Here is a 14716-nt window from a genome sequence, read left to right on the forward strand (position 1 = left end):
CCTAGCCGTCAGGCGGGGAAGGCGGTGCGGGCGTCCCCGGGCTCGAGGCGGTCCAGGATGCGGCGGGCCATCTCGCCGAACTGTTCCAGCTCGGCCGGGCTCAGCGCGTCCAGCACCAGCGTGCGGACGGCCGCGACGTGACCGGGGGCGCTGGCCAGAACCTTCTCCCAGCCGTCCGCGGTCAGGACGGCGTTGGTGTACCGGCCGTCCGACGGGCAGGCCCGGCGTTCGATCCAGCCGCGCCCCTCGAGACGTTTGACCACGTGCGAGAGCCGGGACAGCGAGCCGTTGGCCAGGGCGGCGAGCTCGCTCATCCGGCGGGTGCGGTCCGGTGCCTCGGACAGGCTCGCGAGCACCAGATATTCGAAGTGGCTCAGACCCGAGTCGCGCAGCGTCTGCGCGTCGAGTGCGGCCGGCAGTTTCAGCAGCAGGCCGCCGATGGGCAGCCACGCCTGCAGCTCGCCCGCGCTCAGCCAGCGGGGCGCTTCAGCGGGTTCGACGGTCACCACCCCATCGTACTGCCGCCTTGAAGCTTCAATGCAGGGCCGAACGGCCTACGCCGCCAGAGCGAGCAGGCGCTGGATCTGGTCCTGGCGCGTGGTCGTCATCGTCTCGGCGAGCTTCCTGGCGGGTGGGTACTGACCGCCGGTCGCTTCCATCCGGGACACCTCGACGCAGTTGTGCAGATGACCCAGGAGCAGGCTCACCACCGTACGGTCGAAGTCCGCGCCCTTGGTGGCCTCGAGGTCGCCGAGGTCGGCGGGCCGCAGGGAGTGCAGGTCGCCGTGGCCCGCGTGGGCTCCCGCGTCGGGGTCGGCCGACGGCGGCTGCTGCCAGCCGGTGAGCCAGCGTTCCATCGTGCCGGACTCGCTCTGCCACTGCCCGCGCAGCTCGGTCACCAGCGCACGGACGCGGGGGTCGACTGAGCGCTTCTCGGCCGTCGCCACCACCTGGTCACCCTGGCGGATGTAGTCGAGGCTCATCTGCAGGAACATCACGTCGGTGGCGTTGAAAGCGGGCGGCGGCGTGGCGGGCTCGGCGGCGGAGCAGCCCGCGAGCGAGACGACCAGCAGCAGGGCGGCGAAGAGGCGGCGCACGGTGACCCTCCCGTCGGCGGAAAAGCCGGACGGGTCCACGCCGGTGGCCGTGGACCCGTCCGCTGAGATGTCCGTCAGTTCCGCGACCAGAGGGCCGGGACGTTCGGCGGCTCCCAGCCGGCCAGCGCGGTGTGCGCCTGCCGGCAGGTGTACGACGCGCCGCCGTAGGTGACGACGTTGCCGACGCCGTACGCCGTACCGGCGGCCCAGGTGCCACCGGCCGGCGGCGGCTGCGTGGGCGGTGTGGTCGGCGGGGTCGTGGGCGGGTTGGTCGGCGGCGGAGTGGTCGGCGGCGGGGTGCCACCGCCTCCACCGATGTTCACGTCCACGCAGGAGTAGAACGCGTTAATGGTGTCGGCGATGTTCCACCGGGCCAGGACGGTCTGGCGGCCGGTGAAGCCGCCCATGCTGACCGTGTGCGACTTGGTGGCACCGGGCTGCGCGCCACCGTCGTTGAAGGTGGCCAGCTTGGTGTTGCCGATGAAGTACTCCCACGTGCTGGTGGAGTGCCGGGCGGTGAGCACCCAGTTGAACGTCACCGAGGACCCGACCGAACGGACGGGCCAGGCCTTGCCGTTGTCGTTGAGCACGGAGAAGCGGCTGCCGCCGCCGTTGCACTGCATCGAGCCCTTGGGGGCCTCGACACTCTGCGGCTCGTAGACGATGTCGCCGCAGTTGGCGACCGCCCCGCTGGCGCAGTTGGCCTGGCGGCTGGGCGGGGACGAGATGTATCCGTGGGCCGCGGCTGGTGCCACGGCGACGAACAGTGAGGCGCCGACCGTGGCCACGGTCAGCAGCGGGAGAGTGTGGCGTCGTCTCATGAAGCGCTCCTCTTCATGGGGCCGACAGGCCGGGGTGGGGGCTCCCGGCCTGCCGCGGGCATTGACATCGCCCGATGGGAAAGGCTCCGTCGGCTGTTGCCTCAACATAAGTTAAAGCTTGTTAACAGTAAATAGAGACAACGAAGATTTTCGATACAAGAGGTCTGAAAGCGCTCTCAGACGGCCTGGTGGGCCACGGCGACGATCCCGGCCGCCGGCAACGGGTGCGCGAAGTGGAACCCTTGCGCCCGCCCGTAACCGAGCGCCGCGAGCCGCGCCGCCTGCTCGGCCGTCTCCACACCCTCGGCCACCGCCTCGACCCCGAAGCCCCGGGCCAGTTCCAGCACCGCGCTCGCGATGACGTCACAGTCCACGAAGGACCGGTCGAGCTTGATCTGGTCCACCGGACAGTTCGCCAGCAGGGTCAGCGTCGAGGCGCCCGTCCCGAAGTCGTCCAGGGACAGGCGTACGCCCAGCCGCCGCAACCGGTGCAGCGACTCCGCGGTGGCACCCCCGCCGACCGCGGTCGACTCGGTGATCTCGACGATGAGCCGGTCCGGCTGCAGTCCGCTGTCCCCGAGGGCCGCCGCGACCTCGGCCGCGAAGCCGGGTTCTTGCAGCTGCCGCGCGGAGACGTTGACGCTGATCGAGGCGGGCGCGTCCGCGGGCCGGTCCCGATGCCAGGCCGCCATCTGCGCACAGGCCTCCCGCAGCACGAACCGCCCGAGCTCGACGATCAGGCCGGACTGCTCGGCGAGACCGATGAACTCGCCCGGCGGCACGGGTCCCCGCACCGGGTGCCGGCGGCGCACGAGCGCCTCGACACCGGCCAGCGCGCCACCGGGCAGCGTCACGACCGGCTGGTACAGCAGGAAGAACTCACCGGCATCCAGCGCGGCGGCGAGGTCGGCCGTGGCCGCCTCCTGCTCGACGCCGCGCGCCTGCATGCCCGGGAGGTAGTACTGCCAGCTGCCGTCGCCGCGGGCCTTGGCCTCGTACATGGCGATGTCGGCCCGGCGCATCAGGTCACCGGCCTCGTCGCCGGGGCCACCCTCCACGATGCCGAAGCTCGCGCGGACGCCCTGCTCGCGGCTCTCCACGCGTACGGGTGCCCGGAGGGCGGAGATCAACCGGCGCAGCACGGTCTCGACCTCGGCGGTTTCCCGGCCGGGCAGCAGCAGGGCGAACTCGTCACCGCCGAGGCGCGCCACGGTGTCCTGCGGGCAGGCGACGGCCGACAACCGCGTGGCGACCGCGATGAGCAACTCGTCGCCGGCGGCGTGGCCCAGGGTGTCGTTCACAATCTTGAAGTCGTCGAGGTCGATGAGGACCAGGCTGACCGGGCCGGCGAGGGCGGCGGTCAGCCGGTCGCGGAACAGCGCACGGTTGGCCAGCCCTGTCAGGGCGTCGTGGGTGGCGTCGTGGCTCAGCCGCTCGGCGAGGTCGTGCGTCTCGGTCACGTCACGGGTGTTCGAGACGATGCCGCGCACGCTCGGCTCGTGCAGCAGGTTGGTGGTCAGCACCTCGATGCGGCGCCAGCGGCCGTCGGCGTGCCGGAACCGCGCCCGCCACAACTCGGTCCGGCCGGGCTCGGCGGCCAGAGCGGTGAAGAGGGCCACCGCCCGCTCGCGGTCCTCCGGGTGCAGCAGCTCGAACATGTTGGCGCCCGTGCGCTGGGCCGGCCTGCGCCCGAACATGCGCTGCGAGCCGCCGCTCATGTAGGTGATCGTGCCGCTGGTGTCGCTGATCGTCACGACGTCGTAGGAGTTCTGCACCAGCTGGCGGAACCGCTGGCCCTGCAGGCTGAGCTGACGCGCGGAGGTGAGCTGCCGGGCCACCGCGAGCGCGGTCAGCACCACGGTGATCACGCCGACCACCAGCCGGTCGCCGACCGGTGACGACACCAGCGTGCCGAGCAGCAGTGCGTCGGTGAAGGCGACCGCGACCAGCGGCAGCAGCTTGTCGCGCTGACGCCAGCGGGCGATCCCGTCGGCCGTCAGCGGCGGCGCCGCACCACCCGGGCGGGCGCCCACCGCCAGCACCAGGCAGGCCACGGGGATGAGGATCTGTCCCGCGTCGACGTCGTAGGGCGAGAGCGTGAGCAGCACCCCGGGCGCGAGACCACCGACGACCAGCACACCACCGAGACACAGCAGCAGGGACCGGTACGGGGACGCGTACCCGGTGAGCAGGATGCGCGCCCCCTGGATGACGCCGATCATGGCGGAGACGATGATCGCGCCGGCCGCCACGACACCACCCGCCGTGATCCGGTCGGCCTGCAGGAGGTCGCGGATGATCAAGAACCACACGTAGGCGCCGGTGACCACGGACAGCGCCGAGACGTCCAGCAGCATCGCCAGCCGGTCGGCGGCACGGCGCTCCGAACCGGGCAACCGGTGGAGCGGCGCCACGAACACCAGCATGATCAGCGCCTGGGCGACGGCGTGCACAAAACCGATGTCACCCTCGGCGTCGGCGCCGTGGCTGATCCGCTCGATCAGCAGGGCGGTGGCGAGGATCGCGACCAGGCACAGGGCCACCGCGATCCGGCGCCACACCCGCCGGCGGACCGGCTCGACCTCCGCACGCCCGGCCGCGCCCGCACAGGCGAGCGCCGCGACCAGGGCGGAGGCGGCAGCACTGCCCCAACCAGCCAGCGGGGCCCACGGGACACCCAGCAGGGCGGCCACAAAAAGACCGGCGCCGGCCAGCGCCACGAGGAACGCCACGACGGACAGCTTCCTCATGACACCCCCCGCTCCCGACGCCGACGACTCACCGTCCTGTCGGCCGCGGGGCGGGGTTACTGAGGGACTACCCTGCGCTCGTCGAATTTCTCAAGTGACTGGAGCCACCGCCGATGAGCACTGGCGTGCCGGACATCCATGAGGTCATCGACCGCCGCTCGGTGACACCCGTCTTCCAGCCGCTGATCGACATCGCCTCGGGCCGCGTGCTCGGGTACGAGGCGCTGAGCCGCGGACCGGCCGGCACCCCGTGGGAGTCGCCGGCGCTGCTCTTCGCCGCCGCCCGCGCCGTCGGCCGCGACAGCGAGCTCGACTGGGTGTGCCGGGCTGCCGCCTACCGGGCCGCGCTCGACGCCGGCCTGGAGCAGACGCTGTTCGTCAACATGGAACCGACCGCGTGGCGTACGCCCTGCCCGCCCGACCTGGAACCGGTCGTGTCGCTGGCCCAGCGGCGTCTGCGGGTCGTCACCGAGATGACCGAGCGGGCCATCGCGGACGACCCGTCCGGCCTGCTGTCGGCCACCGCAAGCTGCCGGACGGCGGGCTGGGGTGTCGCCCTCGACGACGTGGGTGCGGACCCGATGTCGCTCGCCCTGATGCCGTTCGTGCACCCCGACGTGGTCAAGCTCGACATGCAGCTGCTGCACGCACCCGACGACCCGCACACCTCGCAGGTGGTGTCGGCCGTGGCCGCGTACGCGGAAGCCAGCGGCGCGACCGTCCTCGCCGAGGGTGTCGAGACGCCGGAGCACGAGCTGATCGCGCTCACGATGGGCGCCACGATCGGCCAGGGCTGGTTGTACGGCCGCCCCGGCCCGCTGCCCGTTCCGGCCCTGCCCACCGGTGAGCCGCTCGCCCTGCTGGGTCGTACGGCCGGGCACACCACCGGCACACCGTTCGAGATCGTCGCCGCCCACCGCCCGGTCCGCGAGACGACCAAGTCCGCCCTGATGCCGATGAGCCGCCACCTCGAGGCGCTGGCCCGCGACAGTCACCAGCCGCCGGTCCTGCTCGCCTGCTTCCAGGAGGCCCGCAACTTCACCCCGGCGACCGCCCGCCGCTTCGGCCGGATCGCCACCCGCAGCCCGCTCGTGGCAGCGCTCGGCGCGGGTCTCAGCGAGGAGCCCACGACCGGAGTGCGGGGCGCCGACCTGGCCGCGGGTGACATCCTGCGCGGCGAGTGGAACGTGATCCTGGTCGGTCCGCACCAGGCGACCGCCCTGGTCGCCAAGGATCTGGGCGGCACCGAACCGGAGGCGCAACGCCGTTTCGCCTACGCCACGACCCACGACCGGGCCCTGGTGATCGCGGCGGCACGGTCTCTGCTGCAGTGGCTGGCCCCGAGCCGCGCCGCTGACGTGTCGGGCCTGCTCGCCGCCTGATCCACCAGCACCTGTCACGGTGCGTACGGATTTGCCTGCGCTGTGCGGTTGCGAGGGTTTTTTACGTTACGCTGGTGATCTTGACCCGTCGGATGCTCGCCGCTGTCGTCGCCGTCGCCCTGCTGCCGGTGGCCGGCTGCTCGGGCACCACCCCTGCCGCGGCACCACCGAGCCCGTCCGTCAGTCAGGCCCCGTCCGTCGCGCCGCCCTCACCCTCGCCCACGCCGTCCACTCCCCCACCGGGCCCGCCGCCCGTGGGCTGGGCGCTGTCCGACATCCCGTCCTTCCCGCCGGCGCCGCCCCCGCAGCCGATCGTGCTGCCGAAGAACGGCAGCGTGCCGTACCTGTCGCGGATCCCGACCGACCAGCCGGTCGCCTTCCTGACCATCGACGACGGTTTCACCAAGTCCCCCGAGGCCCCCAAACTCCTCGCGGCCGCGAACATCCCGGTCACGCTCTTCCTGACCACGTCGGCGATCCAGGACAACGAGCCGTACTTCGCCAAACTCCAGGAGCACGGCGCGGTGATCGAGGCGCACACGATCACGCACACCGAACTCCGCGGCAAGTCCTACGCCTTCCAGCACCGCGAGATCTGCGGTTCCGCCGACCGCCTCGGCCACCGCTACAAGCGCCGTCCGGTGCTGTTCCGGCCCCCGTTCGGCACCAAGGACGCCACGACGCTGCGGGCCGCGCACGACTGCGGCATCAAGGCCGCGTTCATGTGGAAGGAAACGGTCCACAAGGGCAAGGTCCGGTATCAGGAAGAGCACAAGGTCAAGCGCGGCGACATCATCCTGATGCACTTCCGCCCGGCCTTCGTGAAGGACTTCCTCGCCGCCCTCCGCGCCATCCACAAGGCCGGCCTGACCCCTGCCCTCCTCGAGGACTACATCCCCGGCTCAGCCTGAGCGGCGCTGCAGGAACTCGTAGACGTCCTGGGCGTCGACGCCGGGGAACGTGCCCGGCGGGAGGGCCGCGAGCAGGTGGGAGTGGACGCGGGCGCTCGGCCAGGCCTGACCCGCCCAGCTCTCCACCAGCTCGGCGGGCGGCCGCCGGCAGCACGTCGGGTCCGGGCAGGACGACACCGTACGCCGGGTCGTGTCACCCCCGCGGAACCAGCGGGCATGCTGGTACGGCGTCCCCACCGTCACGGAGAACTCCCCCGAGCGGGTCGACTCCACGTGCACCGTGCACCAGTACGTGCCCTTGCCCGTGTCCGTGAACTGGTAGAACGACGAGTACGGATCGTCGGACGAGAACACCGTGCGGGACGCCCACTTGCGGCACACCGGCTGGCCCTCGATCGCGCCCGTGACGTCGGTGGGGAAACGCACGTCGTCGTTCTCGTACGCCTTGTAGACCGTGCCGCTCTCGTGGACGCGCGCGAAGTGGACCGGGATGCCGAAGTGGTGGGTCACGAGGTTGGTGAAGCGGTGCGCCGCCGTCTCGTAGGAGACGCCGAACGCGTCGCGGAAGTCGTCGATGGCCAGCGCCCGGTCGGCCTTGGCGTCGCGCAGGAAGTCGGTCGCGAACTTCTCGGGCATCAGCAGCGCCGCCGCGAAGTAGTTGACCTCGACGCGCTGGCGCAGGAAGTCGCCGTAGTCGGCCGGGTCGTTGTGGCCGAGCACGAAGTGGCCGAGCGTCTGCAGCACCACCGCGCGCGGGTCGTGGCCCTTGCCGCTGGCCACCTGCGGCAGGTAGATCTTCCGGTTGCGCAGGTCGGTCACCGAGCGTGCGGAGCCGGGCAGGTCGTTCACGTAGTGCAACGAGAAGCCGAGCTGCGCGGCGATGTCGAGGATGCCGCGCTGCGATAGCGGGCCGGTCGTGTGCCGCACTGATTGCAGCACCTTCGCCGCGGCCGCCTCGATGTGCGCGAAGTAGTTGTCGCGCTCGCGCATCTCCACGCGCAGCTGCTGATTGGCCCGCCGCGCCAACTCGGGCGTCGCACTCTGCTCGGTCAGCAGGCGGGTCAGCTCGCGGTGCAGGCCGATCAGCGACTCCAGCGCGTCGGCCGGCAACCGCCGCCCACCCCGCACGGCCGGCAACCCGAGCGCCGCATAGGCCGGTTCGCGCTGAAAATGGGCCAGCTCGATCTCCAGCCCGGCGCGCCGACTCGGCGCCTCCGGTCGCAGCAGATCCTGCATCGGTACGCCCAGAGCGCCCGCGATCGCCTGCAGGACGCTGAGTTTCGGCTCCCGCTTGCCGTTCTCGATCAGCGACAGCTGCGAGGGCGCCCGCCCGACGACCGCGCTGAGCTGGTCGAGTGTCAGCCCCTTGGCCCGCCGCTGGTGCCGCAGCCGCTGCCCGAGGGTCACGAGGTCAACATCGGAAGCCGTCACGGCTTTTGACGCTAGCAGAAGATTCACGTTTCTTCTGCTCACATGTGCCTTCAGAGGCTGTTGCGCCCTCGGTCAGAGTGAAGTTCTGCCACCGCAACGCAGCACGGAAGGAAACACCATGACTGATCAGCTGACCGAAGTCAGGGGCGGTACCGCCGCGGACCTCACTCGGGCGTGGGCCGGCGATCCCCGTTGGCTGGGCGTCACCCGCAGCTACACGGCGCACGACGTCGTCAAGCTGCGCGGCAGCGTCCAGGAGCAACACACCCTGGCCGAGCGCGGTGCGCGCCGGCTGTGGGAGCTGCTGCACGACGAGGAGTACATCAACGCTCTCGGCGCGATGACCGGCGGCCAGGCCGTGCAGCAGGTGCGGGCCGGGCTCAAGGCGATCTACCTGTCCGGCTGGCAGGTGGCGGCGGACGCGAACCTGTCCGGTCACACCTACCCGGACCAGAGCCTCTACCCCGCGAACTCCGTGCCGGCGGTGGTGCGCCGGATCAACAACGCGCTGTTGCGCGCCGACCAGATCGACACGGCCGCCGGCAAACACGACCGGGACTGGCTGGCGCCGATCGTCGCCGACGCGGAGGCCGGTTTCGGCGGTCCGCTCAACGCGTTCGAGCTGATGAAGGCGATGATCGTCGCCGGTGCCGCGGGCGTGCACTGGGAGGACCAGCTCGCGTCGGAGAAGAAGTGCGGCCACCTCGGCGGGAAGGTGCTCGTCCCGACCGCCCAGCACATCCGTACGCTGAACGCCGCCCGTCTCGCCGCCGACGTCGCCGGTGTGCCGAGCCTCATCATCGCCCGTACCGATGCGCTGGCCGCCGATCTGCTCACCACCGATGTGGACGAGCGCGACCAGCCGTTCCTGACCGGTGAGCGTACGGCCGAGGGTTTCTACCGGGTGCGCAGCGGCCCGGAAGCGGCAATCGCCCGCGGTGTCGCCTACGCGGACTACGCCGACCTCATCTGGTGCGAGACCGGCAAGCCGGACCTGGAGTTCGCGCGGTCGTTCGCCGAGGCCGTGCACAAGGTGCACCCGGACAAGATGCTGGCCTACAACTGCTCGCCGTCGTTCAACTGGAAGCGCAACCTCGACGACGCCACGATCGCGCGGTTCCAGAAGGAGCTCGGCGCGATGGGCTACAAGTTCCAGTTCGTGACGCTGGCCGGCTTCCACGCGCTCAACCACTCGATGTTCGAGCTGTCCAAGGGCTATGCGTCCGACGGCATGAGTGCGTACGTGAAGCTCCAGGAGGCCGAGTTCGCGGCCGAGACCGACGGTTACACCGCGACCAAGCACCAGGCCGAGGTCGGTACGGGCTACTTCGACGCCGTCTCGACCGCCCTGAACCCCGAGAGCTCGACGACCGCGCTGTCCGGCTCGACCGAAGCGGAGCAGTTCTGATGGAGACCGTGACCGTCGCCCCGTCCGCGTACGACGACATCCTGACCCCCGAGGCGATCGCGTTTGTCGTGGCGCTGGACCGCGAGTTCGGCGCCCGGCGGGTGCAGCTGCTCGAGCGGCGCCGCCGCCGGCGGACGGCCCGCACCACCGAGCTGGACTTCCTCGAGTCCACCCGCGACATCCGCACCGACGACACCTGGTCGGTGGCCCCTCCGGCCGACGACCTGAGCGACCGGCGCGTGGAGATCACCGGCCCGCCCGAACGCAAGATGACCGTCAACGCGCTGAACTCCGGCGCGAAGGTGTGGATGGCGGACTTCGAGGACGCAACCGCGCCGACCTGGGACAACGTCGTCTCAGGTCAGCGCAACCTGCGGGACGCACTCGACGGCACCCTGGACTTCACGGCGCCGGACGGCCGCGAGTACAGGATCGGCACAGACCTGCCCACGATCATGGTCCGGCCGCGCGGCTGGCACCTGCCGGAATGCCACGTGCGCATCGGCGGGCGGGCGGTGTCGGCGTCGCTGTTCGACTTCGGGCTCTACCTCTTCCACTGCGGGCGCAAGCAGATCGACCGCGGCAGCGGCCCGTACTTCTACCTGCCCAAACTGGAGAGTCACCTCGAGGCCCGCCTCTGGAACGACGTCTTCGTCTACGCCCAGAACCTGCTCGGCATACCCCGCGGCACGATCCGCGCGACGGTCCTGATCGAGACGATCACCGCGGCCTTCGAGATGGAGGAGATCCTGTACGAGCTGCGCGAGCACTCGGCCGGGCTCAACGCGGGCCGCTGGGACTACCTCTTCAGCATGATCAAGAACCGTCCGGACGTCGTCCTGCCGGAACGCTCCCAGATCACGATGACGGCGCCGTTCATGCGGGCGTACACGGAGTTGCTCGTCAAGACCTGCCACCAGCGCGGGGCGCACGCGATCGGCGGCATGGCCGCCGTCGTCCCCAGCCGTGACCCGGTGGCCGCCAAGCGCGCGCTCAACCAGGTCCGCCAGGACAAGCGGCGGGAGGTCGGCGACGGCTTCGACGGCTCCTGGGTGGCCCACCCCGGCCTGGTCGAGACGTGCCGGGAGGTCTTCGACCAGTGGCTGGGCTTCGAACCCCACCAGATCGTCCGCAAGCGCGACGACGTCCGGGTCACCGCCAAGGAACTCCTCGACATCCACACCAGCGCGGTCACCGTCAGCGAGGTGGCCCTGCGCACCAACGTCAGCGTCGCCCTGCGTTACGTGGCCGCCTGGCTCGGCGGCCGCGGCGCAGTGGCCCTCGGCGGCCTGATGGAGGACGCCGCCACGGCCGAGATCTGCCGCACCCAGCTCTGGCAGTGGATCTCGACGGGCACCCCGACCGACTACGGCGTGCCGGTCACGGCGGGACTGGTCGTCCGCATGCTCCGCGAGGAACTCGACGTCCTGGCCGAGACGGGCGCACTCGACGAGGACTCGGCCCGGCGCTTCGGCCAGGCTCGCACCCTCCTGACGGTCCTGCTGTCCGAACGCACTTGCCCGGAATTCCTCACCCTCCCCGCGTACCTCCGCCACCTGACCGCCGGCGCAACCCTGCAACCCGTCGCCGCCGCCTGACCCGAACCCCACGCACCGGAGGCGGTACGCCTCCGGTGCGTGTTCGTGTCGCGGTCACTTTTGTGGTGCCCGGCTGGGGGCCGAAGATGACCGGGTCCAGGCCCGGGTGGTCGGCCACGACGGGCCGCAACGGGCACACGCGGCGCCCGGCCTTGACCGTTTGCGCGGCCTGTGTGCCCGTGTTGACGGACCGTGAGAAAGATCTTGGTGGGGCAGGCCCGGCGATCGGGGCCGGGGGATGCGATGCTGGGGTCGTCAGGCCCGTCAGCAGCGCTGGGAGGACACGCCGATGTTGCCGCTCAATGCCCGGAATCTGTCGTCTCTGCCGGGGGAACTGCCCGTCCCGGCCTACGACCGCGGCGCGCTGCGGACCGGGATCGTGCACTTCGGTGTGGGCGGGTTCCACCGGGCGCACGAGGCGATGTACCTCGATCGGCTGATGAACGACGGCAAGGCGCTGGACTGGGCGATCTGCGGTGTCGGTGTCATGCCCGCGGACCGGCGCATGCGGGACGCCCTGGACGGGCAGGACGGGCTCTACACGCTGGTCGTGAAGGCGCCCGACGGCACGCTCGAGCCGCGGGTGATCGGTTCGATCAAGGAGTATCTCTTCGCGCCGGACGATCCCGAGGCGGTCATCGAGAAGATGGCGTCCGCCGACGTCCGGATCGTCTCGCTGACGGTCACCGAGGGCGGGTACAACTTCAACGCCGTCACCGGTGAGTTCGTCGCCGACAACCCCGACGTGCAGCACGACCTGCAGCCCGGCAACCCGCCGAAGACCACGTTCGGCCTGATCACCGCCGCGCTGGCCCGCCGGCGCGAGCGCGGCTCGGCCCCGTTCACGATCATGAGCTGCGACAACATCCAGGGCAACGGGCACGCCGCGCGGCGCAGCTTCGTCGCGTACGCGAATCTGGTCGACCCCGAGCTGGGCGCCTGGGTCGAGGAGCACGTGGCCTTCCCGAACAGCATGGTCGACCGGATCACACCGGTGACCACGGACGACGACCGCGAGGAGGTCCGCAAGCGGTTCGGGGTGGACGACGCCTGGCCGGTCGTCTGCGAACCGTTCACGCAGTGGGCCCTCGAGGACGCGTTCCCCCTGGGCCGCCCGCCCTTCGAGGACGCGGGTGTGCAGGTCGTCGCCGACGTCGAACCGTACGAGCTGATGAAGCTGCGCCTGCTCAACGCCAGCCACCAGGCACTGTGCTACTTCGGCTACCTGTCCGGGTTCAGGCTCGTGCACGACGTCACGCAGGACTCGCTGTTCGCGGACTTCCTGCTGGCGTACATGGACCGCGAGGCGACGCCGACCCTTGAGCCGGTGCCGGGCATCGACCTCGACGAGTACAAGCACCAGCTCATCGACCGTTTCTCGAACGCCCAGGTCAAGGACACCGTCGCCCGCCTGTGCGCGGAAAGCTCCGACCGCATCCCGAAGTGGCTGCTGCCGGTCATCCGCCACAACCTCGAAACCGGCGGCGAGATCCTGCGCGCCACCGCCGTCGTCGCCAGCTGGGCCCGGTACGCCGAGGGCGTCGACGAGCAGGGCCAGAAGATCGAGGTGGTCGACCGCCTCCGCGACACCCTCGTGGCGACGGCACAACGCCAGGCGGAGGACCCGCTCGCCTTCATCGCCAACCGCGACCTCTTCGGCGACCTGATCGACAACGAGCGCTTCGTCTCCACGTACCGCTCGGTGCTGGCCTCCCTGCACAGCAAGGGCGCCCGGGCAACACTCGAGGAGCTGGCCACGGCCTCCTGACCACTCCCCGCCGAAAGAATTATCGGCAGGCGGGCAACCTTTCCTCCTCGGACGACAACTGAGCTGTCGCCCACGTTTCTCCGAGGAAAGGCAAGGTCTTGGCGTCCTCCCCCGCAAAGAACTCGCACGCCCGCCGGCTCGCCCTGGCGACAGTTGTCGCCGCCGCCCTGGGCGCCGCCGCGATCGCCTTCACGCAGAACGCCTCCGCGGCCACCGCCTGGCCCTCAGCCCAAGGCAATGTGACGGTCAGTAAGACAACCACCGTCACCGGCACCTTCGACGGCGGCCTCAAACGCTTCGCCGGCCTCGGCGACGGCGGCCAGGGCGAAAGCCAGGACCCGATGTTCCAGCTCGCCGACGGCGCCACCCTCAAGAACGTCATCCTCGGTACGCCCGCCGGCGACGGCATCCACTGCACCGGCTCCTGCACCCTGACCAACGTCTGGTGGGAGGACGTCGGCGAGGACGCCGCCACCTTCAAGGGCGGCACGTCAGCGAAGTACACAGTGGACGGCGGCGGTGCTCGTTCCGCGTCGGACAAGGTGTTTCAGCACAACGGCGGCGGCACCCTGACCGTCAAGAACTTCCAGGTCAGCGACTTCGGCAAGCTCTACCGCTCCTGCGGCAACTGCAAAACCCAGTACAAGCGCGCGGTGATCCTCCAGAACATCACGGCAACCGCCCCCGGCAAGGTCCTGGCCGGCGTCAATACCAACTTCGGCGACACCGCAACCTTCTCAGGCATCACCATCGTCGGCGACACCAAGAAGAAGATCGGCATCTGCGACCGCTTCACCGGCAACGCCACCGGCAAGGAACCAACCAAGACTGGCTCCGGCGCAGACGGCAAAAGCTGCCTTTTCAACGCCTCGGACATCACCTACAAGTAGGACCACGAACAGCCGGGCCGACGCCTCCCCGCGCCGGCCCGGCCCGGTCACAACGCCTTGTAGTACCGCACCAGAGGCAACGCGGTGAACCCCGCACTCTCATAAGCCCGCCGGGCAGGCTCATGCCCCGGATCCCCACCGGTGACCACCCCGACAAGCCGGACCCCGGCCGCCCGCATCTGCTCCAAAGCAAAATCCATCAACGCCCGGCTGACACCAAGCCGCTGCCACCGAGGATCAACGGCAATCATCTCGATGTCAGCACTCCGCCGATCGTCACTGACGACAACAGCAACAAACCCGACCGGCGCGCCGTCATCCTCCGCAACCCAGGTAGTCCCCGCATGATCCCGGCAAACCTGAGCAACATCCCGAGCCTGCGAGGCCAGCCAGTCCGGATAGACACGCTGATAGATGTCCTCGCCAAGCACTTTGTTGAAGGACTCAAAAACCGGAGCCCAGGCCCGCAGAGAAAACTCAACAACCGCCCCGACATCCCCACCACGCAGCGCCCTGATCACGACAGACATGCAGCGAGCGTGCCAGCCCAGTCAACCGACTTAGTCAAAGGCAACCAAGATCGCGAACTGACGACGACCACCTACGGACCCCCGCACGGTGGCTACGGAAAGCAACCAAGACGAACATCCCACAGTGCCA

Annotated in this window: 12 protein-coding genes; 6 read left to right on the forward strand and 6 right to left on the reverse strand. The window is 70.2% G+C overall.

Features of this window, described 5'->3' with window-relative positions; genetic code table 11:
* Positions 1-8: 8 nt before the first annotated feature.
* The 4 genes from AFR_RS25905 to AFR_RS43940 form a co-directional block, all read right to left on the reverse strand.
* Positions 9-506, reverse strand: a complete 498-nt coding sequence (locus tag AFR_RS25905) for a MarR family winged helix-turn-helix transcriptional regulator (protein WP_041842718.1) — start codon at positions 504-506, stop codon at positions 9-11.
* A gap of 48 nt (positions 507-554) precedes the next feature.
* Positions 555-1097, reverse strand: coding sequence for a DUF305 domain-containing protein (locus AFR_RS25910; RefSeq protein WP_041842719.1), 543 nt, complete (start codon positions 1095-1097; stop codon positions 555-557).
* Between the two features lie 74 nt (positions 1098-1171).
* Positions 1172-1918 (reverse strand): lytic polysaccharide monooxygenase, encoded by a 747-nt coding sequence (locus AFR_RS25915; protein ID WP_023364099.1) that lies wholly within the window; start codon positions 1916-1918, stop codon positions 1172-1174.
* Positions 1919-2094: 176 nt separating this feature from the next.
* Entirely contained in the window at positions 2095-4668 is a 2574-nt protein-coding gene (locus tag AFR_RS43940) for a putative bifunctional diguanylate cyclase/phosphodiesterase (protein WP_052359466.1), read from the reverse strand.
* 113 nt (positions 4669-4781) lie between these two features.
* Here AFR_RS43940 and AFR_RS25925 point away from each other — a divergent pair, with 113 nt between their 5' ends.
* Both AFR_RS25925 and AFR_RS25930 read left to right on the forward strand, forming a co-directional pair.
* The gene (locus AFR_RS25925; protein ID WP_238547136.1) at positions 4782-6050 is read left to right on the forward strand and encodes a sensor domain-containing phosphodiesterase; all 1269 of its coding nucleotides are present in this window, start codon (positions 4782-4784) and stop codon (positions 6048-6050) included.
* Between the two features lie 74 nt (positions 6051-6124).
* Positions 6125-6961 (forward strand): polysaccharide deacetylase family protein, encoded by an 837-nt coding sequence (locus AFR_RS25930; RefSeq protein WP_238547137.1) that lies wholly within the window; start codon positions 6125-6127, stop codon positions 6959-6961.
* On the opposite strand, the gene AFR_RS25935 is transcribed toward AFR_RS25930, so the two are convergent.
* Positions 6953-8392: an XRE family transcriptional regulator gene (locus AFR_RS25935; protein ID WP_084298135.1), complete on the reverse strand. Its 1440-nt coding sequence runs from the start codon at positions 8390-8392 to the stop codon at positions 6953-6955. The genes AFR_RS25930 and AFR_RS25935 overlap by 9 nt on opposite strands.
* Positions 8393-8510: 118 nt before the next feature.
* Between AFR_RS25935 and aceA the strand changes: the two genes are divergently transcribed.
* The 4 genes from aceA (at position 8511) to AFR_RS25955 (ending at position 14056) form a co-directional block, all read left to right on the forward strand.
* Positions 8511-9800: an isocitrate lyase gene (gene aceA, locus AFR_RS25940; RefSeq protein ID WP_023364109.1), complete on the forward strand. Its 1290-nt coding sequence runs from the start codon at positions 8511-8513 to the stop codon at positions 9798-9800.
* On the forward strand, positions 9800-11398 hold the full coding sequence (gene aceB / locus AFR_RS25945; RefSeq protein ID WP_023364111.1) for a malate synthase A: 1599 nt from the start codon (positions 9800-9802) through the stop codon (positions 11396-11398). The genes aceA and aceB overlap by 1 nt, the downstream gene beginning before the upstream one ends.
* A gap of 289 nt (positions 11399-11687) precedes the next feature.
* Positions 11688-13166 (forward strand): mannitol dehydrogenase family protein, encoded by a 1479-nt coding sequence (locus tag AFR_RS25950; protein WP_023364113.1) that lies wholly within the window; start codon positions 11688-11690, stop codon positions 13164-13166.
* A 98-nt stretch (positions 13167-13264) separates the two neighbouring features.
* Positions 13265-14056 (forward strand): pectate lyase, encoded by a 792-nt coding sequence (locus AFR_RS25955; RefSeq protein WP_023364115.1) that lies wholly within the window; start codon positions 13265-13267, stop codon positions 14054-14056.
* A 47-nt stretch (positions 14057-14103) separates the two neighbouring features.
* Here the strand turns inward: AFR_RS25955 and AFR_RS25960 are convergent, their stop codons facing one another.
* A complete protein-coding gene (locus AFR_RS25960) occupies positions 14104-14586 on the reverse strand; it encodes a GNAT family N-acetyltransferase (protein WP_023364117.1) in 483 nt (160 codons plus the stop codon).
* Positions 14587-14716 lie beyond the last annotated feature (130 nt).

This window comes from Amorphoplanes friuliensis DSM 7358 (genome assembly GCF_000494755.1).
Classification (GTDB): domain Bacteria; phylum Actinomycetota; class Actinomycetes; order Mycobacteriales; family Micromonosporaceae; genus Actinoplanes; species Actinoplanes friuliensis.